We start from the raw sequence: 18,617 nt of genomic DNA, 5'->3' as shown, positions 1-18,617 counted from the left end.
CGTCGCACGGGTCGGGCTCCGCCCCGGCCGACGTGGGTAGTCTGACCTCCAGCGTCCGCGCCCGTGCGCGTCCGACGCCCCCATCGGCATCCCGCACCTCGCTAGGAGCACCTCGTGACTGACTCGACCGGAACACCCTCCACGCCCGCGGGCTGGTACGCGGACCCCGCCGGATCCGACCGCCTGCGCTGGTGGGACGGCACCCGCTGGACCGACCACCTGACGGACGCGCCGACCGCCGCCGCGTCGACGGCGGGCTCGACCCCCGGGTCCGCGGAGCGGCCCGCCGAAGCGGCGCCCGCGTCCGCGTCGTCCGCTCCGTACGTCCCTCCGGCGGGGACGCAGCCCGCGTACGGGCAGCAGCCGTACTCGCAGCAGCCCTACTCGCAGCAGCCGTACTCGCAGGCCGGGTACGCGCAGCAGCCCCACGCGGCCCCCGCCCCGCTGCCGACCGTGCCCGCGTCCACGTCGCCGCACACCTGGGCGATCTGGGTGCTCGCGGCGCTGCCGGTGGTCTCCCTCCTCTTCGCGCTCAACGTCGACTACGGCGACGCGCTCGACATGAGCCCGCGCGGCCCGAGCCCCGAGGCCGCCGTCGCGTCCGCGCTCAGCAGCCTCGTCCAGTTCCTGGTGTGGGCCGGGACCGTCGCCCTGGCCTACTTCGACTGGCGGGAGCTGACCCGCCGCGGCATCGCGAAGCCCTTCCACTGGGCCTGGGCGTTCATCCCCGTCGCCGGCGGCGTCTACCTGATCGGCCGGTCGGTCGTCGTGCGCCGCCGCATCGAGGGCGCGCCGGCCGCCGCGCTCTCGCCCATCTGGCTCTGGATCGGGCTCAACGTGATCGTCCTGTTCATCGCCGTGGTCAAGGGCGTGGAGGCGGCCGCCTCGGTGATGCAGCGGTACGGCACCCTCGGGTACTGATCCGCCGCACGCCGGGCACTCCCGGCGCTCCCCGCACGACCTGCGCCCCGGTCCGCGCTCCCCGTCAGATGAAGCGGATGCGCTGCCCGGGGCGCAGCTGCGCGGCGAGCCGCACGTCGTCGCGCGCGACCACGGCGATCACCGGGTAGCCGCCCGTCATCGGGTGGTCGGCGAGGAACAGGATCGGCCGGCCCGAGGGCGGCACCTGGAGCGCGCCCGTGACGACGCCCTCGCTGGGGAGCTCGCCCGGGATCCGCCGCTCGAGCGGCTCGCCGTCGAGGCGGACGCCCACGCGGTCGGCCTCCGCCGTGACCTCCCACGGCCGGTCGAGGAGCGCGGACCAGGATCCGTCGACGAACCAGTCGAGGCGCGGCCCGGGCGAGACCCGGAGCAGCACCTCGCCGTCGGCGGGCGCGGAGACGGGCAGCGCGTCGACGGGCGGCACGGGGAGCGTCGCCGCGGATCCGACGGGCAGGACGTCGCCGACCGCGACGGGCGCAGGCCCCACGCCCGAGAGCAGGTCCGCGGCACGCGACCCGAGGACGGGGACGACGTCGATCCCCCCGCGCACGGCCAGGTACCAGCGGATGCCGGCCTCGGCCGGGCCGATCTCGAGGGCGTCGCCCGCGTCCAGCAGCAGCGCCGCGGACCAGGGCGCGGGCCGGGTCCCCCGACCCGCCGTGCGCGTGAGCGGTCCGACGGCGCCGGTCACCGCGACCCACACCGCGGCCGTCGCGCGCAGCACCGCGCCGCCGAGCACGATCTCGAGGCCGGCCGCGTCGGGGGCGTTGCCGACGAGGAGGTTGGCGTCGGCGAGGGCGCGGGGATCCAGCGCACCCGACGGCGAGACGCCGATGCCGCCGTGGCCCGGGCGGCCCGCGTCCTGCACGAGCATGAGCGGCCCGGTGCGCTCGACGACGAGCGCGGGCGCGACGGCGGTCGTGGCGCGACGGCCGCGCCGGGCGGGGGCCGGGTCCGGGGCCGGGTCCGCGGAGCCTGCCTCGGGCCCGCTCACGCGGCGACCTCGCGGAAGCGCACGGCGGATCCGGGCTGCAGCAGCGCCGCCGGCTCGCGCGCCGGATCCCACAGCACGGCCCGCGTCGTGCCGATGAGCTGCCAGCCGCCCGGCGAGACCCGCGGGTAGATGCCGCTGAACTCGCCGGCGAGCGCGACCGCCCCCGCGGGGACGCGCGGACGCGGCGACGACCGGCGCGGCACCTCCAGGCCAGGGACGCCCGCGAGGTAGCCGAACCCGGGCGCGAAGCCGCCGAACGCGACGGTCCACGTGCCGGAGGTGTGGCGCGCGACCACCTCGCGCACGCCGATCCCGAGGAGCGCGGCCACGTCGGCGAGGTCCTCGCCGTCGTAGACGACCTCGATCTCCACGGGCTCGCCGCCGCGCGCACCCGCCTCCGGGGCGGGCTCCGCGGCGAGCACCCAGGAGCGGGCGGCCGCGAGGGGCAGCACGTCGGGATCCACCGTGACGAGGATGCTGCGCGCACCCGGGACGACGTCGACGACGCCCGCGGGCCGCGTCGCGTCGAGCACGGGCTGCAGACGGAGCACCTCGTCGAGCGAGTCGAGGTCGAGCATCACGGCCGCGTCGCCGCACGGCAGGAGCCGGAGGGTCACAGCGCGAGCCGGTGGGCGGGCGCGGTGCGGGGCGCGGGGTCGGCGGGCTCCGCGTCCGGCACCGGGCGGATCGCGACGCCGGCCGCCTCGAGCGCGTCGCGCACGGCGCGGGCCAGCACCACGGCGCCGGGGGTGTCGCTGTGCAGGCAGAGGGAGTCGGGGTCGAGCCGCACCACGGATCCGTCGACCGCCACCACCGTGCCCTCCGTCGCCATGCGCACGGAGCGGGCCGCGACCTCGGCGGGGTCGTGGATCACAGCGCCCTCCTGCCGCCTCGACACGAGCGCCCCCTCCGGCGTGTACGCCCGGTCGGTGAACGCCTCGACGCGCGTCGGCAGGCCGGCCGCGGCGGCGAGGCGGAGGATCTCGGAGCCGGGCAGCCCGAGCACGGGGAGCGTCGGATCCAGCGCGACCACGGCGTCCACCACGGCCTGCGCCTGCACGGGATCGTGCGCGATGCGGTTGTACAGGGCCCCGTGCGGCTTGACGTACGAGACGCGCGCGCCGACCGTCCGGGCCATGCCGGAGATCGCCGCGAGCTGGTAGAGCACGTCGCCCGTGAGCTCGGCGGGCGAGGCGTCGAGGTCGCGGCGGCCGAAGCCGGCGAGGTCACGGTAGGCGACGTGCGCGCCGACGGCCACGCCGTCGCGTGCCGCGCGCTCCAGCGCGTGCAGCATGACGAGCGGATCCCCCGCATGGAACCCGCAGGCCACGTTCGCGCTCGAGACGATGGCGAGCATCGCGTCGTCGTCGCCGAGGGTCCAGCGGCCGAAGGACTCGGCCAGGTCGCTGTTGAGGTCGATCTGCATGGCGGCTCCCTGCCCGGTCGCGGCCGCCGCGCGCCGCGGTGCCGTCCCACCAGGCTAGGCGGCCAGCGGGGCGACCGGCCCGACGGCGCCGCGGATAGACTCGACGACCGTGACCACCCGAACCCTCATCAAGAACCTGGCCGCCCTCGACGACGGGGACGTGGCCGTCTCCGGCTGGGTCGAGACCGTCCGGGACCAGAAGAAGATCCAGTTCGTGATCCTCCGCGACGAGTCCGGCGCGGTGCAGCTCACCTACAAGCGCCAGGGCGACGAGGACGCGACCGCCGACGCCATCTCCGGCCTCGCCGCGGGCACCTTCCTCACCGCCACCGGCACGCTCAAGCACGACGAGCGCGTGAAGCTCGGCGGCCTGGAGATCGGCCTGTCCGGCATCGAGGTCGCGGGCGCGGCCATCCCGGAGACCCCCATCGCGGCCGACTCCTCCATCGACAAGCGCCTCGACTGGCGCTTCATCGACCTGCGCGCGCCCCGCAACTCGCTGATCTTCCGCGTGCAGACCACGCTCGTGCACGCGCTGCGCACCTACTGGGTGGAGCACGACTTCATCGAGGTCTTCTCCCCCAAGCTCATGGCGACGCCCTCCGAGTCGAACGCCGAGCTGTTCAAGGTCGACTACTTCGACGGCGTCGCGTACCTCGCGCAGAGCCCGCAGTTCTTCAAGCAGATGGCGCAGTCCGCGGGCTTCGGCAAGATGTTCGAGGTCGGCCCGGCGTTCCGCGCCGACCCGTCCTTCACCTCGCGCCACGCGACCGAGTTCACCTCGGTGGACGCGGAGATCAGCTGGGTCGAGAGCCACGAGGACGTCGCGCGCCTCCAGGAGGAGCTCATCGTCGCCGCGCTCACCGCGGTGAAGGAGAAGCACGGCGACGAGATCCGCGAGCTGTTCGACGTGGAGGTGACCGTGCCGAGCATCCCGTTCCCGCGGATCCCGCTGCTCGAGGCCAAGGACATCGTCGCCAAGCGCGGCCACGTGATCGACCGCGCCGACGACGACCTCGACCCCGAGGGCGAGCGCCAGATCGCGGCGCACGTGATGGAGGAGTTCGGCCACGAGTTCGTGTTCCTCACCGACTACCCGTCGTCGATCCGGCCGTTCTACCACATGCGCAACGCCGAGGACCCGTCGATCACGAACAGCTACGACCTCATCTGGAACGGCGTCGAGATCACCACGGGAGCGCAGCGCGAGCACCGCGTCGAGGTGCTCGAGGCGCAGGCCCGCGAGAAGGGCCTCGACCCCGAGGAGCTCGGCTCCTACCTCGACTTCTTCCGCTACGGCGTCCCGCCGCACGGCGGCTTCGGCATGGGCCTCAACCGCGTGCTGATGCTCCTGCTGCACCAGTCGAACCTGCGCGAGGTCACCTACCTGTTCCGCGGGCCGAACCGGCTCGCCCCGTAGGTCGCGCTCGCACCGTCGGACGGCCCGATCCCCGCGCGGGGGTCGGGCCGTCGTGCGTCCGCGGGGCACGGCATCGGGGGCGCGGATCTACATCGCTCGGGGGAACCGCGGACGACGACGCGTCCGTAGCGTGGCAGGGAGCGCCGACCCGACCGGGCGGCCGCACGCCCGACGCCGAGGAGCCCGCATGCCCCACGAGACGCGACACGACCGGCGCCTGACGAGCGGGATCGCCCGGCACGGCCGGCTGCCGAGGCCGAGCGGCGCGCGCACCGCCGTGAAGGCCGTGGCCGCGGTCGCCGCCGTCGCGCTCGTGAGCACCGGATCCGTGGCCGCGTTCGCGGCGTGGGACCTCGCGCGCACGGTGCAGGCGAACTCGGTGGAGATCGGCGACGGGCAGGCGCCGCCGCCGTCCATCGGCGGGATCGACGGAGGCGCGAACATCCTGCTGGTCGGCGGCGACACCCGCGAGGGGCAGGGCGACGGCTACGGGACGGGACGCGACGTCCAGACCGGGAACCTCAACGACGTCACGATGCTCCTGCACATCAGCGAGGACCACACGCGCGCGACCGTCGTGTCGTTCCCCCGCGACATGCTCGTCGACATGCCCGCCTGCGCGGGGCCCGACGGCGTCGAGGTCGCCGCGTCCTCCGGCGTCCAGATCAACGAGGCGCTCAAGCGCGGCGGCCTCCCCTGCGTCGTGCGCGCCGTGGAGGCGATCACGGGCCTCGAGGTGCCGTACGGCGGCGTGATCCAGTTCAACGGCGTCATCGAGATGTCGAACGCCGTGGGCGGCGTGCCGGTCTGCATCGCGAAGCGCATCTTCGACCCCAAGACGGACCTCGACATCCAGGCGGGCGAGCGGGTGCTCCAGGGACGCGAGGCCGTCCAGTTCCTCCGCACCCGCTACGGAGTGGGCGATGGGAGCGACATCGACCGCATCAGCAACCAGCAGGTGTTCCTCAGCGCGCTGCTGCGCACCGTCACGGCGACGGACACGCTGACGAATCCGGCGAAGGTCTACGGCATCGCCCGCGCGGCTATCGACAACATGGTGCTGTCGACGTCGCTCGACAGCCCTTCCGCGATCGCCTCGCTCGCCCTCACCGTGAAGGACATCCCGCTCGACCGCTTCACGTTCGTCCAGTACCCGAGCATCCGGCTCGAGTCCGGGCGGGTGGCGCAGGACGTCGCGAAGGGCGACGAGATGATCCGCCTCGTCGCGGCCGACGCCGACTTCGCGCTCGCGCCCGGCAGCACGGGGCAGGGCGTCGCGGCGCCCGAGCCCGCGGCCGCGGAGACGCCCGCGCCGGATGCCGGCGCCTCCCCCACCGCCGGCCCCTCCGCCCCCGCCGTGCTCCCGGAGGGCGTCACCGGCCAGATGGCGTCCGAGGAGACCTGCTCGAACGGCTGACGCGGATCCGCGGGCGCCCTCCTCGGCTCTCCACGACGCGATCCGCCGCTGATCCGCTGACCGACGGGGCCGCCCGCGGATGGGCTCGTTATTCGGCTGGTGCCGTAATATTCAGCCATCGCTCGATGCCCTTCCCGCGGGGTCGCCGAGCCGTCTCCGCAGCCGGATCCACACGATCCCACGCGGTCGGCGGAGACCAGGACGGGACACGGAGGAGGGCACGCCATGGGCCAGCTGATCTTCGACAGCACCACGCGCACCACCATCGACGACCGCGCTCTCGCGCACCTGCAGATCGTCATGCTCAACAAGCTCCGCCGACGCGAGAGCTTCGCGTTCTCGTGGAAGTACCCCGCCTCGGAGGGCGACGGCCGCAGCACGGTGTGGGTCGCCCCCGAGCTGCCGCTGCACTTCCGCTTCTCGGGCAGTCGCGCGCCCTCGATCAACCCGGCCTGGATCGACCTCCTGATGGACAGCGCGAACACCGGATCCGGCCTGCACCTCGTGCCGGAGCCGCCCGCGGGCACGACCGTCGCGGCCCCCGCCGCCGACTGACCCCGGCGCCGCACCGCGCCGCACCGACCACCTCACGACGCCTCCTGGAGGACGCATGGCCCTGACCAACCTGCCCTACGACGACGAGGCGATCCTCAGGGGCGCCGAGGCCGCGACGGTCCTCGGCCGCGAGGTGCGCGACGTGCAGGTCGACTTCACGGGCACGAACCTGTCGGACGCCGGGGTGGCGCGGATCACCGCGACCGTCTCGTGGACCGTCCCCGCGCCCGAGGCCGTGAGGATCCTCGAGGACGCGCTGCCCCGCGGCTGATCCCGGTCCTCCGGCGGCACGCGCGGCGGTCCGGAGGGCGACGATCCGTCGCGGTGCACGGTCGGGACCACGGCCGGGCGCCCCGGCGCGGTCGTCCCGTCCTAGGCCCGCGTCGCCGCGATGCGCCCTCGCGTGCGGAAGGCCGCCGCGAGGCCCAGCGGCAGCACGAGCGCGGCCCCGAGCGGGCCGACCGTCGAGGCCGCGGACACGACGGCGAGCACGGATCCGCCCGCGAGCAGCAGCGCATCGGCCTGCCACGCGGCGATCACGAGCGCGGAGGCGTCGCCCGCCGGCGTGACCACGGGCGCCATCACCTCGAGCGGCAGGGGGCCCTTCGCGGCGTCGAACGCGCGGATCACGACGAGCAGCAGCACGACGGCCGGCGCGACGACGAGCGCGGTCGCGCCCGCCCCGCCGGCCACGGCGATGCCCGCCCCCGCGAGCGCGCACGCGACCCCCGCCGCCGCGGGCAGCGCGCCGTGGAGCAGGAGCAGGCGCCCGGTCGGGATCCCGTACAGCGGCGGCGCCGAGGAGACGTCCACGACGTGCCGGAACCCGTCCGCCCCGACGCCGAGCGCGAGGAACCCGACGAGCGCCGCGGCGACCGCGGGCATCACGAGCCCGGACCCCGCGCCGTCGAGCGCCAGCGCGACGAGGGCGCCGACGGCCGCGGTCCCGAGGCACGCGGAGGCCGCGCGCACCGGCGTGCGCAGGGCGCCCACGAGGTCGCGCCGCAGGACGAGGGCCGCCGGGGATCCGCCGCCGACCGCCCGCCAGCCGCGGCCGATCCGCGGCACGGGCCGGAACCCGCCCGTCGCCATGGCGAGGTCGCCGGTCGTGGCGAGCGTCGTCGCCGTCTGCCACCGCTGCGCCTGCGCTCGCAGGTCCGGCCCGCGGAGGCCGCCGAGGAGCGCCGGCGCGACCGCGAGGGCGACGACGGCCGACGCCGTGAGCACCGCGAGCGCGACGGCGGCGTCCCCGGGAGAGGGGGCGCCCGCCGACGCGCCCGCGGCCGCTCCGGGGAACAGCGTCCCCACGGCGGACCACGGGACCACCGGGGTCGGCCGCAGGACGGCGATGAGCGCGGATCCGAGCAGCACGGCCGCCCCGATGCCGCGACCGGCCTCGGTCAGCCGCTGGCCGGCGAGCCAGCAGCCCGCGAGCACCACGCCGAGCAGCGCGCCGCCCGCGGTCCATGCGACGACCGGCCACGGCTCCGCGCGCCCCGCGACGAGCAGCCCCAGCCCCGGGAGCAGCGCCACGAGCCCGGCGAGGGCAGCGGATCCGAGCACCGCCCGCGCGAAGGGCCGCGCGAGCACCGCGGCGCGCGGGAGGTCGCCGCCCGCGAGCGCGGCGGTGAGGAAGGGGGACAGCAGCGCCGGGCCGCGCGCACCGCCGGCCAGGACGAGCGCCGCCGCCGCGAGGCCGGCGACCGCGGTGGCCGCGGAGGGCCCGTGCGCGAGGAGCGCGGCGGCCGCATCCGGCTCCGCGAGCTCCAGCACGACGGCGCGCAGCACGGGGATCCCGACGATCAGCACCGTGAGCGCACCCGCGTACAGCGCGTAGGCGAGGTCCATGGGCGAGGCGCCGCCGCGCTCGAGCCGGATCGACCGGACCGCCCGGAGGGCGCGCGCGGTCCTCACGCCGCGTCGCCGACGAGCGCGACCGACCGGTGCGCGACCGCGTCGCGGAGCACCGGGCTGTGCGTCGCGAGCACGATCGTGCGGCCGTCGTCGAGCTCCTCGCGGAGGATCCCGATCACGAGCTGCAGCCGGTCGGGATCGAGCCGCTGCTCGGGCTCGTCGAGGAGGAGCACGTCGTGGGGCCGGACGGTGGCCATGGCGAGCGCCGCGAGCTGCGACTGCCCGGAGGAGAGCTCGTGCGGGAACCGCCGCGCCAGGGGCGCGAGCCGCCAGCGCTCGAGGTGCTCCGCCGCGCGCCCGCGGGCCGCCTCCGCGTCGAGGCCCCAGGACGCGGCGATGACGGCGAGGTGCTCGGCCAGCGTCAGGTCGCGCGCGGTGGGCGGGTGGCCGATCGATCCGGAGACCGCCCGGCGGAAGGCCCGGTCGCGCTCGTCCACGGGCCGCCCCTGCACGCGGGCGGATCCGGCGCTCGGCCGGCTGAGCCCGGCGAGCACGCGCAGCAGGGTCGTCTTCCCGGCGCCGTTCGGGCCGGTCACCGCGACCGCGTCGCCCGCGGCGGCGGTCAGGTCGGTCGGCCGCAGCAGCGGGATCCCGTCGACGACCACCGACACCCGCTCGACCTCTACCGCATCCCCCATCGGGCCATCCTCCCGCACGGGTGAGGACGGCGCTCGGGGATCGGCGGCGCCGGGGACGCCCGGCGGCGGCTCAGACCTCGAAGTCGACGGACGCCGCGGATCCCACGAGGCTCCGCACGAACGCGGCCACGCGCTGGTGCTCGGGGTGCACGTCGTAGGCCTCGAGGCCGGCGCGGTCGTCGAAGTCGGCGATGAGCACGAGGTCGTGGCTGCGGGCGGATCCGACGACGTCGCGCCCCACCTGGAACGAGCGGATGCCGGGAACGAGGCCGGGCAGCGTCTCGAGCGCCTCCCGGACGCGGGCGGCGTCCCGGTCGAGGGCGGCGGGATCGCGGTCGGCGAGCTTCCAGGAGACGACGTGGCGCAGGGTCATGCGACGACCCTATCCGCGGCCGGCGTCGCTGTCGGCGCCCGGGCCGCCGCCGGTCGGGTCAGCGCGCGTCGAGCGCCGCGCGCAGCCGGTCGGCGTCGATGCGCCAGTAGTTGTGGACCCGCCCGTCGATGAGGAGGACGGGGATCTCCTCCGCGTACCGGTCCGCGAGCGCCCGGTCGTCGAGGATGCTCCGCTCCTCCAGCGTGACCTCCGCGGCGCGATCCGCGCCGAGGCCCCCGAGCACCTCCGTCACGACCTGCCGGGCGTCGTCGCAGAGGTGGCAGCCGGGCTTGCCGACGAGGGTGAGGACGGTTGCGCTCATCCGCCCAGCGTAGGCGAGCGCCCCCGGTGTCCCGCCCGCGCGACGCCCCAGGAGCGTCGCCTACGCTGAGCCGATCATGGTCGAGCAGGCGGGCACCCCGGTCCTCGCGTTCTTCGACGTCGACAACACCCTCATCCACGGCGCCAGCGTCTTCCACCTCGTGCGCGGGCTCCGCGCGGCCGGCCTCCTCACGGTGCGCGACATCGTCGGCGCCGGCTGGAAGCACGCGCGCTTCAAGGCCCGCGGCGAGAACGACCGGCACCTCGCCTCCGCCCGCGCCCGCGGCCTGGAGGTCGTCACGGGCGTCCGGGTCGCCGACATGGCGCGCCTCGCGGACGAGATCTACGAGCGGCACACCGCGCCGACGGTCTGGCCGGAGACACTCGGTCTCGCGCAGGAGCACCTCGCCAAGGGGCACCAGGTCTGGCTCGTGACGGCGTCGCCCTCGTTCCTCGCCGACGTGATCGCCCGCCGCCTCGGTCTCACGGGCGCCCTCGGCAGCACGCTCGAGGTGCGCGACGGCGCCTACACGGGGCGGCTCCTCGGCGAGTTCCTGCACGGCGCGCACAAGGCCGCTGCCGCCCGGGGCCTCCTCGCGCGGACGGGCGCGGACGCCGCCGAGTGCTGGGCCTACTCCGACTCCCGGCACGACATCCCGCTGCTCACGCTCGTCGGGCACCCCGTGGTCGTGAACCCGGACCAGGGTCTCGCGGCGCACGCGCGCGCGGCTGGCTGGCCCGCGATGCGGCTCCAGCGCGCGAGCATCCGCGACGCCCGGCGCCGCGTGCGGCGCGAGGCCGCGGAGGCCGGCGGCTCGACCGGCGGCTGAGCGGCTCGGCTCGGCTCAGCTGAGCGGTTCCGCTCGGGCGAGCCGGCGTGGATCCCCGGCCACCGCATCCGCCCCCGGACGCACGAAGAGGACGCCGCCCCGTTGCCGGGTCGGCGTCCTCTCCTCGCGTTCGGCGCCCTCGTGGACGCGTGCGCTCTACTTCTTGTTGCGACGCTGGTGGCGCGTCTTGCGAAGCAGCTTGCGGTGCTTCTTCTTCGCCATGCGCTTGCGACGCTTCTTGATCACTGAACCCATAGGGGCACCTCATCTGTTGCCGGACGGAACACGCGGACTCTGGTGACCCGCGGAAAATAGCCTCAGAGGAGTCTAGCCGACATCCGACATGCCGGAGTGACGCGACCGGTCGCCGGGCTGGCCGGGGAGCGCGTTCTGCGGGTCGATCGCCGCGAGCACGGCGGACTCGGGCACGCGGAACGAGCGGCCGAAGCGGATGGCGGGCAGGTCGCCCGAGTGGACGAGCCGGTAGACGGTCATCTTGGAGACGCGCATCATCTCGGCGACCTCGGCCACCGTGAGGAATCGGACGTCGGACAGGTCACGCGACATGGGCGGATCGACTCCTCGTTCTGCGTGACCGGCTCACGGACCTCGTAGCCCCCGCGATGCGGGCGCTGGTGCGCGAGTCTAGGGGTGCGGATGGACGCCTGTCCATGGTGTCACATCCTGCATCACGCGTCCCGCGTGTTCCCCTGCTTCCGCGCGCGCAGGCGACCGAGCGACGCCTGGCCCGCCGTCCCCGCGACGCGCGTCGCGTCGTGCACGGCGGCGGCCGCCTGGTAGCGGGTGTCCGCCCAGATCCGGCCGAGGGACGCGGCGAACGGGTAGCCCGCCGGGTCGTGCTCGTCGTCGCCGTCGGGATCCGTCGAGAGCCCGCCGCCGAGGAGGCCGGTGTCCGGATCCGCGTTCGCGTCGTCCCGCGCCGCGTCCTCGCGGTCGGCGTCGACGAACGGCGCGACCCACGCGTCGAGCGCCTGGAGCGGCGCGGCCTCGAGCCGGTAGTAGCGGTGCTGCCCCTCCTCGCGCACGGAGACGAGGCCGATGTCGCGCAGCACCCGCAGGTGCTTCGACACGGTGGGCTGGCTGATCCCGAGGGTCTGCACGAGCTCGGAGACGCTGATCTCCCCCGTCGGGGCCTCGCGCACCGCGCGTCGGTCGAGCAGCACGCGGAGGAGGTCGCGTCGGGTGGGATCCGACACGACGTCGAAGATGTCAGCCATCCCCGAAGGCTATTCCGTCGCGCACTCGCAGTACCATGACGATCCGGGCCACACGGGCCCGGAGCGGACAGGGGACCATGCGCGTCAAGCCGGAGAAGGGCCGTCCCCTGCTGGGCCGCATCCGCGACTTCCTCGACTACTTCGCGCACTCCACGCCGGCCCGCTTCGCGATCCTCATCTTCGCGGCGCTCGTCCTCACGCTCACCACGATCCTCATGCTCCCGGGCATGACCTCCTCGGGCGACACCGCGCCCTTCGCCGACGCCCTCTTCACGGCCGTCTCCGCCATCTGCGTCACGGGCCTCGCGACCGTCGACATGGCCACGTACTGGACCCCGCTCGGTCACGCCTTCATCGCGCTCGGCGTGCAGATCGGCGGCATCGGCGTCCTCACGCTGGCGTCGATCATGGGCCTCATCGTCTCCCGCCGCCTCGGCCTCAAGGCCCGGCTCATGGCGGCGAGCGACAGCAATCCGCTGCGGATCCACCACGGCCCCGTCGCCGAGGGCCAGGCCGTGAAGCTCGGCGAGATCGGCACGCTGCTGCTCACGGTCGCGATCAGCGCCCTCGTCATCGAGCTGTCCATCGCGGCGCTGCTGTTCCCGCGGATCCTGCTCGAGGGCATCCCCGTCGGCCAGGCCGCGCTCGACTCCTTCTACTACTCGCTCATGGCGTTCACGAACACGGGCTTCGTCTTCAGCGAGGCCGGCTTCGAGCTGTACCACCAGGACTACTGGTTCCTCAGCCTGCTCATGATCGGCGTGTTCCTCGGGAGCATCGGCTTCCCGGTCATCTACGCCGTGTACCGCGGCTGGCGGAAGCCCCGGCGGTTCTCCGTGCACGTGAAGCTCACGCTGTGGACCTCGCTCATCCTCATCGTGCTCGGCACGCTCGCCTACGTCGTGCTCGAGTGGGACAACAGGAAGACCTTCGCGCTCATGGATCCCGTGCAGCACGGCTTCCAGGCCCTGTTCCTGTCGGTGATGACGCGCTCCGGCGGCTTCTCCACGCTCGACATGGGCGACTTCGGCAACGCGAGCCTGCTGGTCACCGACATGCTCATGTTCATCGGCGGCGGATCCGCGTCCACCGCCGGCGGCATCAAGGTCACGACCCTCGCGATCCTGTTCCTCGCCGCCTTCGCCGAGGCCCGCGGCAGCGAGTCGATGGAGGTCTTCGAGCGCCGGATCCCGAGCGACGTGCTCCGCCTCGCCGTCAGCATCGTGCTCTGGGGCGCGACGACGGTGGCGCTCAGCAGCATCGTGCTGCTGCAGATCTCCGGCGAGCGCCTCGACTACGTGCTCTTCGACGCCATCAGCGCCTTCGCCACGTCGGGGCTCAGCACGGGCTTCACGGCAGAGGCCACGGATCCCGCGAAGTACGTGCTCGCGGCCACCATGTTCCTGGGGCGCGTCGGCACCGTGACCCTCGCGGCGGCCCTCGCCGCGAGCACCCGCCGGCAGCTGTTCCAGCGCTCCGAGGAGCGGCCGATCGTCGGCTGAGCCGCCGCCGGCCCGCGCACCCTCCCCGTCCGTCACCGCATCCACCGCAGCAGAGAGGCCCCTCATGGGCGAACGCATCCCCCACAACGCCCCCGTGCTCGTGATCGGGCTCGGCCGCTTCGGCGCCGCGACCGCCGGCCAGCTCGCGCGGCTCGACCGCGAGGTGCTCGCGATCGACGCCAGCGAGGGCCTCGTGCAGAAGTGGTCCGACCGCGTGACGCACGCGGTGCAGGCCGACGCGCGCAACATCGAGGCGCTGCAGCAGCTCGGCGCCAAGGACTTCTCCATCGCGGTCGTGGCCGTGGGCTCGTCGATCGAGGCGAGCGTGCTCATCACGGCGAACCTGGTCGACCTCAAGATCCCGCAGATCTGGGCCAAGGCCATCAGCCAGTCGCACGGCAAGATCCTCGAGCGCATCGGCGCGAACCACGTCATCTACCCGGAGGCCGAGGCGGGCGAGCGCGTGGCGCACCTGGTCTCCGGCCGGATGCTCGACTTCATCGAGTTCGACGACGACTTCGTGCTCGCGAAGATGTACCCGCCGAAGCCCATCCGCGGCATGGCGCTGGCGGAGTCGTCGGTGCGCCGCCGCTACCGGATCACGGTGGTCGGCGTGAAGACGCCCGGCAAGCCGTTCACCTACGCGACCGCCGAGACGGTGGTCTCGAACCACGACCTCATCATCGTGTCGGGCACGTCGGCCGACATCGAGCGGTTCGCCTCGCTGTCCTGATCCGCGGGCCCGCCGGCGGCGCGCGTCAGCCGGCCGCGAGCTCCCGGGCGCGGGCGAGCGCGGCGTCGGTGGCGCGGTCGAACAGGCCCGACAGGTCCGCCGCCTGCAGCACCTCGACGGCCCGCTCGGTCGTCCCCTTGGGGCTCGTGACCCGGCGGCGGAGCTCGGCGGGCTCGTCGTCCGACGCGGCGAGCAGCTCCACGGCGCCGCGGAAGGTGCCCTGCACGAGGACGCGCGCCTCGTCCGGGCTGAAGCCCTTCGCCTCGGCCGTGCGCGTCAGCTCCTCGATGAGCAGGAAGACGTAGGCGGGGCCGGATCCGGAGATCGTGCTGAGCGCGTCGATGCGGTCCTCGGGCACCTCCACCACGTCGCCGACCGTCGCGAACACCGCGCGGGCGAGCGCGAGGTCCTCCGGCGTCGAGCGGGTGCCGGCGGCCAGCCCCGTGACGCCGCGGCCGACGAGCGACGGCGTGTTCGGCATCGAGCGGAGCACGGCCACGTGCTCGGGCAGCAGCGACTCGAAGGTCGCGATGGTCACGCCCGCCGCCACGCTGACCACGAGGGCACCGGGCTCCAGGTCGTCCGCGATCTCGCGCAGGAGGTCCGGCACCATGTGCGGCTTCACGCCCACGACGACGACGCGCGCACCGCGGACCGCCCGGCGGTTCGCGTCGGGGTCCTCCTCGACGCTCGACGCGGCGACGCCGTCCCGCTCGGCGAGCGCGGCGGCGCTGGCGGCGGAGCGCGTGGTGACCCGCACGTCGCCGTCGACCTCGACGCCCGGCTGGAGCAGGCCGCCGAGGATGGCGCCGTTCATGGATCCGGTACCGAGCATCGCGAGCGACGGGAGGCGCACGGGTCCGGTCCCCCGGGCGGCGTCGGTGGCGGGAGCGGCGGGGCGGGCGGCGGTGTCTGGCATGCCCCGATCCTAGGGATCGCCCGGGCGTCAGCCGGGGCGCCCGCGTGGCTAGGCTGAATCGACCGGGGCATCCGCGCCCGGACGGCCCGAGCCGTCTCGCCGGTCGAGGAGGTCCCGCCTTGAGCGCATCCCACGGCAGCAAGGCGATCTTCGCCGCGCTCATCGCCAACGTCGGCATCGCGATCACGAAGTTCGTCGCGGCGTTCTTCTCCGGATCCTCCTCGATGCTCGCGGAGGGCGTGCACTCGCTCGCCGACTCCGGCAACCAGGTGCTGCTGCTCATCGGCGGCAAGCGCGCCAAGCGCGTCGCGGACGAGGAGCACCCGTTCGGCTACGGCCGGGTCCGCTACGTCTACGCGTTCATCGTCTCGATCATCCTGTTCTCGGTCGGCGGCGTGTACTCGCTGTACGAGGGCATCCACAAGATCGAGCACCCGGAGCCGCTCGACGTGCCGTGGCTCCCGGTCGTCGTGCTCCTCATCGCGATCGCCCTGGAGTCCTACTCGCTGCGCACCGCGATCAAGGAGTCGAACCCGCTGCGCGGGAAGCAGAGCTGGGTGCAGTTCGTGCGACGGGCGAAGAGCCCCGAGCTGCCCGTCCTCCTGCTCGAGGACACGGCGGCCCTGTCAGGCCTGGTCCTCGCGCTGCTCGGCGTCGTCGCGTCCATCGTGACCGGCGACGGCATCTACGACGGCATCGGCACCCTGCTCATCGGCGTCCTGCTGGTCCTCGTCGCCGTGGTCCTCGGCATCGAGATGAGCAGCCTGCTCGTCGGCGAGGGCGCGTCGAAGCCCGACGTCGCCGCGATCCGCGCCGCCATCACCGCCGGCGACGAGGCGGAGTCGATCATCCACATGAAGACGCTCTACCTCGGCCCCGACGAGCTGCTCGTCGCCGCGAAGATCGCTATGCCCGCGACCAGCTCGCTCGGCGACGTGGCCGCCGGCATCGACGCGATCGAGCGCCGCGTGCGCGAGGCCGTGCCGGTCGCCCGCGTCATCTACCTCGAGCCCGACGTGCGGGTCGCCACGCGCTGACGCCGGAGCCGGAGCGCGGTCCGGATCAGGATCCGGGGGCCGTGCGCCGGTCGGCGAAGAACGCGTCCAGCAGCCGAGCGCACTCGTCCGCCGCGACGCCGGCGAACACCTCCGCGCGATGCGGCAGCCGGCGGTCCCGCAGCACGTCGTAGAGGGATCCGGCCGCGCCCGCCTTCTCGTCCCACGCGCCGAAGACGACCCGCGGCACGCGCGCGGCGAGGATGGCCCCCGCGCACATGACGCACGGCTCGAGCGTGACGACGAGCGTCGTGCCGACGAGATGGCGGTCGCCCGTGGTCGCCGCGGCCTCGCGCAGCGCCTCGACCTCGGCGTGCGCGGTGGGGTCCTGCCGCGCCTCTCGGAGGTTCCGCCCACGCCCGATGACCGCGCCCGACGCATCGACCACGACCGCGCCCACGGGCACGTCGCCGGTGGCCGCGCAGGCCCGGGCCTCGTCGAGCGCGACGTCCATCCAGCGCTCGTAGTCGGCCGGCACGCGCAGGTCCAATCGCGTTCCCCCTTGCTGATTAGATGGAGCCTATGCGAGTCCACGTAGCCGACCACCCGCTCATCACGCACAAGCTGACGGCGCTGCGGGACCGCACCACCCCCTCCCCGGTGTTCCGGAGCCTCGCCGACGAGCTCGTCACGCTGCTCGCCTACGAGGCCACCCGCGACGTCCGCGTCGAGACGATCACGGTGCAGACGCCAGTGGCGCCGGCGCAGGGCCTCACGCTCAGCGACCCGAAGCCGCTCGTCGTCCCCATCCTCCGCGCGGGCCTCGGCATGCTCGACGGCCTGATGCGCCTCATGCCCAGCGCCGAGGTCGGCTTCCTCGGCATGGTGCGCAACGAGGAGACGCTCCAGCCCGACATCTACGCCGAGCGCCTGCCCACCGACCTCTCGAACCGCCAGTGCTTCGTGGTCGACCCGATGCTCGCCACCGGCGGGTCCCTCATCGCCGCCATCGAGTACCTCTTCGACCGCGGCGCGGTCGACGTCACCTGCATCTGCCTCATCGCGGCGCCCGAGGGCCTGAAGGCCGTCGAGGAGGCGACCGCCGGCCGCGAGGTCACCATCGTGCTCGGCGCGCTCGACGAGAAGCTCGACGAGGTCGGCTACATCATCCCGGGCCTCGGCGACGCGGGCGACCGCCTGTACGGCACCGCCGCGCACTGACCCGCACCGCCCTCCGCGGCGCCCGCTCCCCTCGGGGACGGGCGCCGCTGTCCGTCCACGCACGAAAGCTGCGCGTCCCGCACGATTCCCGCCGCTCCTGTTGACACAGGCGCACGGATCCGTGCAAGCTCTCCCCATGACTCTGAACGCGCACGTCCTGACCTCCTCCGAGGCCTCGGGAGTCGCCGGCATGATGATGCCCGGCCGTGTCGCGATGTCCTGTCGAATGTCGGCCTGACCCGCCCCCTTCGCCTGAGCGGTCCCGCGACGCATCCGTCGTCGACCCTCCCCGCCGTCACCGGCGCATCCGCCCCCTGAGGCACCCGCACTCCCCGAGGTCCCGCGCACCTCCGCTGCGCCGCACCCGCATCATCACAAGGACACCGCCATGTCGCTCGCGACCATCGACACCGCCCGCACCCCCCTCCGATCCGCTCCCGCCGCCCCCGTGCTCCGCGCGGCGACGCCGCTCGCCCCGGCCGCCCGCCGCGCACCCGCCGCATCCGCCGCCACGCCGGCTCCCGTCGCCGCCCCGGCTCGACCCGCCCGCCTCCGCGCCGTGCCCGAGGGCACCGAGGCGCGCGGCTTCGCCATCTACGTCGGCCTCGACGAGCTCAAGGCCGCCGCCGCCGGCACCGACCTCGGCACCGTCGTCGCCGCCCTCAAGCGCCTCGCGAGCGAGCTCGCCCCGGGCATCGAGACGCACGCGGCCGTCGCCCTCGCGCCGGAGGGCGCCGGCGGCCGCGACATCGACGTGGTGCGCCTCGCCCTGCAGGATCCCGCCGCCGTCGCCCAGCACCGCGAGCAGCCCGACGACGAGGACCGCGTCGAGGGCGGCGTCACGGTCGACCTGTCGCGCAAGCGCGTCGTGCTCGACGGCGAGACCGCCCCGCTCACCTACAAGGAGTTCGAGCTGCTGCAGTACCTGGTGCTCCGCGAGGGCCGCACCATCGAGCGATCCGAGCTGATCTCCTCCCTGTGGTCGGCCGCGGACGAGGACGAGGTGCCCAACGAGCGCACCATCGACGTGCACGTCCGCCGCCTGCGCGCCAAGCTCGGCCGCTACGAGGAGATCGTGCGCACCGTGCGCGGCGCCGGGTACCGGTTCGACCGGCACGCTGACGTCTCCGTGCACCACGCGAGCACGCAGTCGCCCGACCTCTTCTGACCCGCCGCGAC

Annotated in this window: 22 protein-coding genes and 1 pseudogene; 11 read left to right on the top strand and 12 right to left on the bottom strand. The window is 74.4% G+C overall.

All coding sequences use genetic code 11. The annotated features are described in order from the left end of the window. Positions 1–114 precede the first annotated feature (114 nt). Positions 115–921 (top strand): DUF2510 domain-containing protein, encoded by an 807-nt coding sequence (locus H9X71_RS02485; RefSeq protein ID WP_191148165.1) that lies wholly within the window; start codon positions 115–117, stop codon positions 919–921. A 64-nt stretch (positions 922–985) separates the two neighbouring features. Here H9X71_RS02485 and H9X71_RS02480 read toward each other — a convergent pair whose 3' ends face one another. Genes H9X71_RS02480 through H9X71_RS02470 form a run of 3 tightly spaced genes read right to left on the bottom strand, consistent with a single transcriptional unit; the run spans position 986 to position 3,362 of the window. Beyond that, positions 986–1,936 (bottom strand): 5-oxoprolinase subunit C family protein, encoded by a 951-nt coding sequence (locus H9X71_RS02480; protein WP_425321406.1) that lies wholly within the window; start codon positions 1,934–1,936, stop codon positions 986–988. Then, entirely contained in the window at positions 1,933–2,553 is a 621-nt protein-coding gene (locus tag H9X71_RS02475) for a 5-oxoprolinase subunit B family protein (RefSeq protein ID WP_191148164.1), read from the bottom strand. The genes H9X71_RS02480 and H9X71_RS02475 overlap by 4 nt, the downstream gene beginning before the upstream one ends. Beyond that, entirely contained in the window at positions 2,550–3,362 is an 813-nt protein-coding gene (locus H9X71_RS02470; RefSeq protein ID WP_204569186.1) for a LamB/YcsF family protein, read from the bottom strand. The genes H9X71_RS02475 and H9X71_RS02470 overlap by 4 nt, the downstream gene beginning before the upstream one ends. A 109-nt stretch (positions 3,363–3,471) precedes the next feature. Between H9X71_RS02470 and aspS the strand changes: the two genes are divergently transcribed. From aspS to H9X71_RS02450, 4 genes are all read left to right on the top strand, one after another. Beyond that, entirely contained in the window at positions 3,472–4,782 is a 1,311-nt protein-coding gene (gene aspS / locus H9X71_RS02465; RefSeq protein WP_191148163.1) for an aspartate--tRNA(Asn) ligase, read from the top strand. A 187-nt stretch (positions 4,783–4,969) separates the two neighbouring features. Then, on the top strand, positions 4,970–6,199 hold the full coding sequence (locus H9X71_RS02460; protein WP_191148162.1) for an LCP family protein: 1,230 nt from the start codon (positions 4,970–4,972) through the stop codon (positions 6,197–6,199). Positions 6,200–6,424: 225 nt separating this feature from the next. Further along, positions 6,425–6,754: a DUF7882 family protein gene (locus tag H9X71_RS02455; RefSeq protein WP_191148161.1), complete on the top strand. Its 330-nt coding sequence runs from the start codon at positions 6,425–6,427 to the stop codon at positions 6,752–6,754. A 55-nt stretch (positions 6,755–6,809) separates the two neighbouring features. Continuing rightward, entirely contained in the window at positions 6,810–7,025 is a 216-nt protein-coding gene (locus tag H9X71_RS02450; protein WP_191148160.1) for a hypothetical protein, read from the top strand. A 101-nt stretch (positions 7,026–7,126) separates the two neighbouring features. Here H9X71_RS02450 and H9X71_RS02445 read toward each other — a convergent pair whose 3' ends face one another. The 4 genes and pseudogenes from H9X71_RS02445 to H9X71_RS02430 all read right to left on the bottom strand — a co-directional run bounded on the left by H9X71_RS02445 (position 7,127) and on the right by H9X71_RS02430 (position 10,001). After that, positions 7,127–8,668 (bottom strand): hypothetical protein, encoded by a 1,542-nt coding sequence (locus H9X71_RS02445; protein ID WP_191148159.1) that lies wholly within the window; start codon positions 8,666–8,668, stop codon positions 7,127–7,129. Further along, positions 8,665–9,234, bottom strand: a pseudogene (locus tag H9X71_RS02440) (ABC transporter ATP-binding protein); the annotation flags it as partial. The pseudogene H9X71_RS02440 and the gene H9X71_RS02445, both read right to left, overlap by 4 nt. A 142-nt stretch (positions 9,235–9,376) precedes the next feature. Further along, positions 9,377–9,679: a Dabb family protein gene (locus H9X71_RS02435; RefSeq protein WP_191148157.1), complete on the bottom strand. Its 303-nt coding sequence runs from the start codon at positions 9,677–9,679 to the stop codon at positions 9,377–9,379. 58 nt (positions 9,680–9,737) lie between these two features. Continuing rightward, positions 9,738–10,001, bottom strand: coding sequence for a glutaredoxin family protein (locus H9X71_RS02430; RefSeq protein WP_191148156.1), 264 nt, complete (start codon positions 9,999–10,001; stop codon positions 9,738–9,740). 76 nt (positions 10,002–10,077) lie between these two features. On the opposite strand from H9X71_RS02430, the gene H9X71_RS02425 reads away from it, so the two are divergent. After that, positions 10,078–10,830, top strand: coding sequence for an HAD family hydrolase (locus H9X71_RS02425; RefSeq protein ID WP_191148155.1), 753 nt, complete (start codon positions 10,078–10,080; stop codon positions 10,828–10,830). A 156-nt stretch (positions 10,831–10,986) separates the two neighbouring features. On the opposite strand, the gene H9X71_RS02420 is transcribed toward H9X71_RS02425, so the two are convergent. From H9X71_RS02420 to H9X71_RS02410, 3 genes are all read right to left on the bottom strand, one after another. Further along, on the bottom strand, positions 10,987–11,085 hold the full coding sequence (locus H9X71_RS02420; protein ID WP_003792170.1) for a 30S ribosomal protein bS22: 99 nt from the start codon (positions 11,083–11,085) through the stop codon (positions 10,987–10,989). Between the two features lie 72 nt (positions 11,086–11,157). Further along, entirely contained in the window at positions 11,158–11,397 is a 240-nt protein-coding gene (locus tag H9X71_RS02415) for a helix-turn-helix domain-containing protein (RefSeq protein WP_191148154.1), read from the bottom strand. A 122-nt stretch (positions 11,398–11,519) separates the two neighbouring features. Beyond that, positions 11,520–12,068, bottom strand: coding sequence for an ArsR/SmtB family transcription factor (locus H9X71_RS02410; RefSeq protein WP_191148153.1), 549 nt, complete (start codon positions 12,066–12,068; stop codon positions 11,520–11,522). 77 nt (positions 12,069–12,145) lie between these two features. Here H9X71_RS02410 and H9X71_RS02405 point away from each other — a divergent pair, with 77 nt between their 5' ends. After that, a complete protein-coding gene (locus tag H9X71_RS02405) occupies positions 12,146–13,570 on the top strand; it encodes a TrkH family potassium uptake protein (RefSeq protein WP_191148152.1) in 1,425 nt (474 codons plus the stop codon). Positions 13,571–13,634: 64 nt separating this feature from the next. Beyond that, on the top strand, positions 13,635–14,303 hold the full coding sequence (locus tag H9X71_RS02400) for a potassium channel family protein (protein WP_043671599.1): 669 nt from the start codon (positions 13,635–13,637) through the stop codon (positions 14,301–14,303). 25 nt (positions 14,304–14,328) lie between these two features. Here H9X71_RS02400 and proC read toward each other — a convergent pair whose 3' ends face one another. Continuing rightward, positions 14,329–15,222: a pyrroline-5-carboxylate reductase gene (proC, locus tag H9X71_RS02395; protein ID WP_244961730.1), complete on the bottom strand. Its 894-nt coding sequence runs from the start codon at positions 15,220–15,222 to the stop codon at positions 14,329–14,331. Between the two features lie 119 nt (positions 15,223–15,341). Between proC and H9X71_RS02390 the strand changes: the two genes are divergently transcribed. After that, complete coding sequence (locus tag H9X71_RS02390) at positions 15,342–16,259, top strand: cation diffusion facilitator family transporter (protein WP_191148151.1); 918 nt, start codon at positions 15,342–15,344, stop codon at positions 16,257–16,259. A 25-nt stretch (positions 16,260–16,284) separates the two neighbouring features. On the opposite strand, the gene tadA is transcribed toward H9X71_RS02390, so the two are convergent. Further along, positions 16,285–16,767, bottom strand: a complete 483-nt coding sequence (gene tadA, locus H9X71_RS02385; protein WP_280527979.1) for a tRNA adenosine(34) deaminase TadA — start codon at positions 16,765–16,767, stop codon at positions 16,285–16,287. 32 nt (positions 16,768–16,799) lie between these two features. On the opposite strand from tadA, the gene upp reads away from it, so the two are divergent. Both upp and H9X71_RS02375 read left to right on the top strand, forming a co-directional pair. Next, complete coding sequence (gene upp / locus H9X71_RS02380; protein ID WP_053773585.1) at positions 16,800–17,438, top strand: uracil phosphoribosyltransferase; 639 nt, start codon at positions 16,800–16,802, stop codon at positions 17,436–17,438. 388 nt (positions 17,439–17,826) lie between these two features. Then, positions 17,827–18,606: a winged helix-turn-helix domain-containing protein gene (locus H9X71_RS02375; protein ID WP_191148150.1), complete on the top strand. Its 780-nt coding sequence runs from the start codon at positions 17,827–17,829 to the stop codon at positions 18,604–18,606. The last annotated feature ends 11 nt before the right edge of the window (positions 18,607–18,617 follow it).

This window comes from Clavibacter zhangzhiyongii (assembly GCF_014775655.1).
Classification (GTDB): Bacteria; Actinomycetota; Actinomycetes; order Actinomycetales; family Microbacteriaceae; genus Clavibacter; species Clavibacter zhangzhiyongii.
The sequence above is the reverse complement of the archived record's forward strand: the minus strand, read 5'-3'. Positions and strand labels throughout refer to the sequence as shown.

Excerpts from the sequence above, each read along its gene's own strand:
- H9X71_RS02470 (WP_204569186.1), bottom strand. The coding sequence starts at position 3,362 with ATGCAGATCGACCTCAACAGCGACCTGGCCGAGTCCTTCGGCCGCTGG.
- H9X71_RS02460 (WP_191148162.1), top strand. The coding sequence starts at position 4,970 with ATGCCCCACGAGACGCGACACGACCGGCGCCTGACGAGCGGGATCGCC.
- H9X71_RS02455 (WP_191148161.1), top strand. The coding sequence starts at position 6,425 with ATGGGCCAGCTGATCTTCGACAGCACCACGCGCACCACCATCGACGAC.
- H9X71_RS02450 (WP_191148160.1), top strand. The coding sequence starts at position 6,810 with ATGGCCCTGACCAACCTGCCCTACGACGACGAGGCGATCCTCAGGGGC.
- H9X71_RS02435 (WP_191148157.1), bottom strand. The coding sequence starts at position 9,679 with ATGACCCTGCGCCACGTCGTCTCCTGGAAGCTCGCCGACCGCGATCCC.
- H9X71_RS02430 (WP_191148156.1), bottom strand. The coding sequence starts at position 10,001 with ATGAGCGCAACCGTCCTCACCCTCGTCGGCAAGCCCGGCTGCCACCTC.
- H9X71_RS02425 (WP_191148155.1), top strand. The coding sequence starts at position 10,078 with ATGGTCGAGCAGGCGGGCACCCCGGTCCTCGCGTTCTTCGACGTCGAC.
- H9X71_RS02420 (WP_003792170.1), bottom strand. The coding sequence starts at position 11,085 with ATGGGTTCAGTGATCAAGAAGCGTCGCAAGCGCATGGCGAAGAAGAAG.
- H9X71_RS02415 (WP_191148154.1), bottom strand. The coding sequence starts at position 11,397 with ATGTCGCGTGACCTGTCCGACGTCCGATTCCTCACGGTGGCCGAGGTC.
- H9X71_RS02410 (WP_191148153.1), bottom strand. The coding sequence starts at position 12,068 with ATGGCTGACATCTTCGACGTCGTGTCGGATCCCACCCGACGCGACCTC.
- H9X71_RS02405 (WP_191148152.1), top strand. The coding sequence starts at position 12,146 with ATGCGCGTCAAGCCGGAGAAGGGCCGTCCCCTGCTGGGCCGCATCCGC.
- H9X71_RS02400 (WP_043671599.1), top strand. The coding sequence starts at position 13,635 with ATGGGCGAACGCATCCCCCACAACGCCCCCGTGCTCGTGATCGGGCTC.
- proC (WP_244961730.1), bottom strand. The coding sequence starts at position 15,222 with ATGCCAGACACCGCCGCCCGCCCCGCCGCTCCCGCCACCGACGCCGCC.
- upp (WP_053773585.1), top strand. The coding sequence starts at position 16,800 with ATGCGAGTCCACGTAGCCGACCACCCGCTCATCACGCACAAGCTGACG.
- H9X71_RS02375 (WP_191148150.1), top strand. The coding sequence starts at position 17,827 with ATGTCGCTCGCGACCATCGACACCGCCCGCACCCCCCTCCGATCCGCT.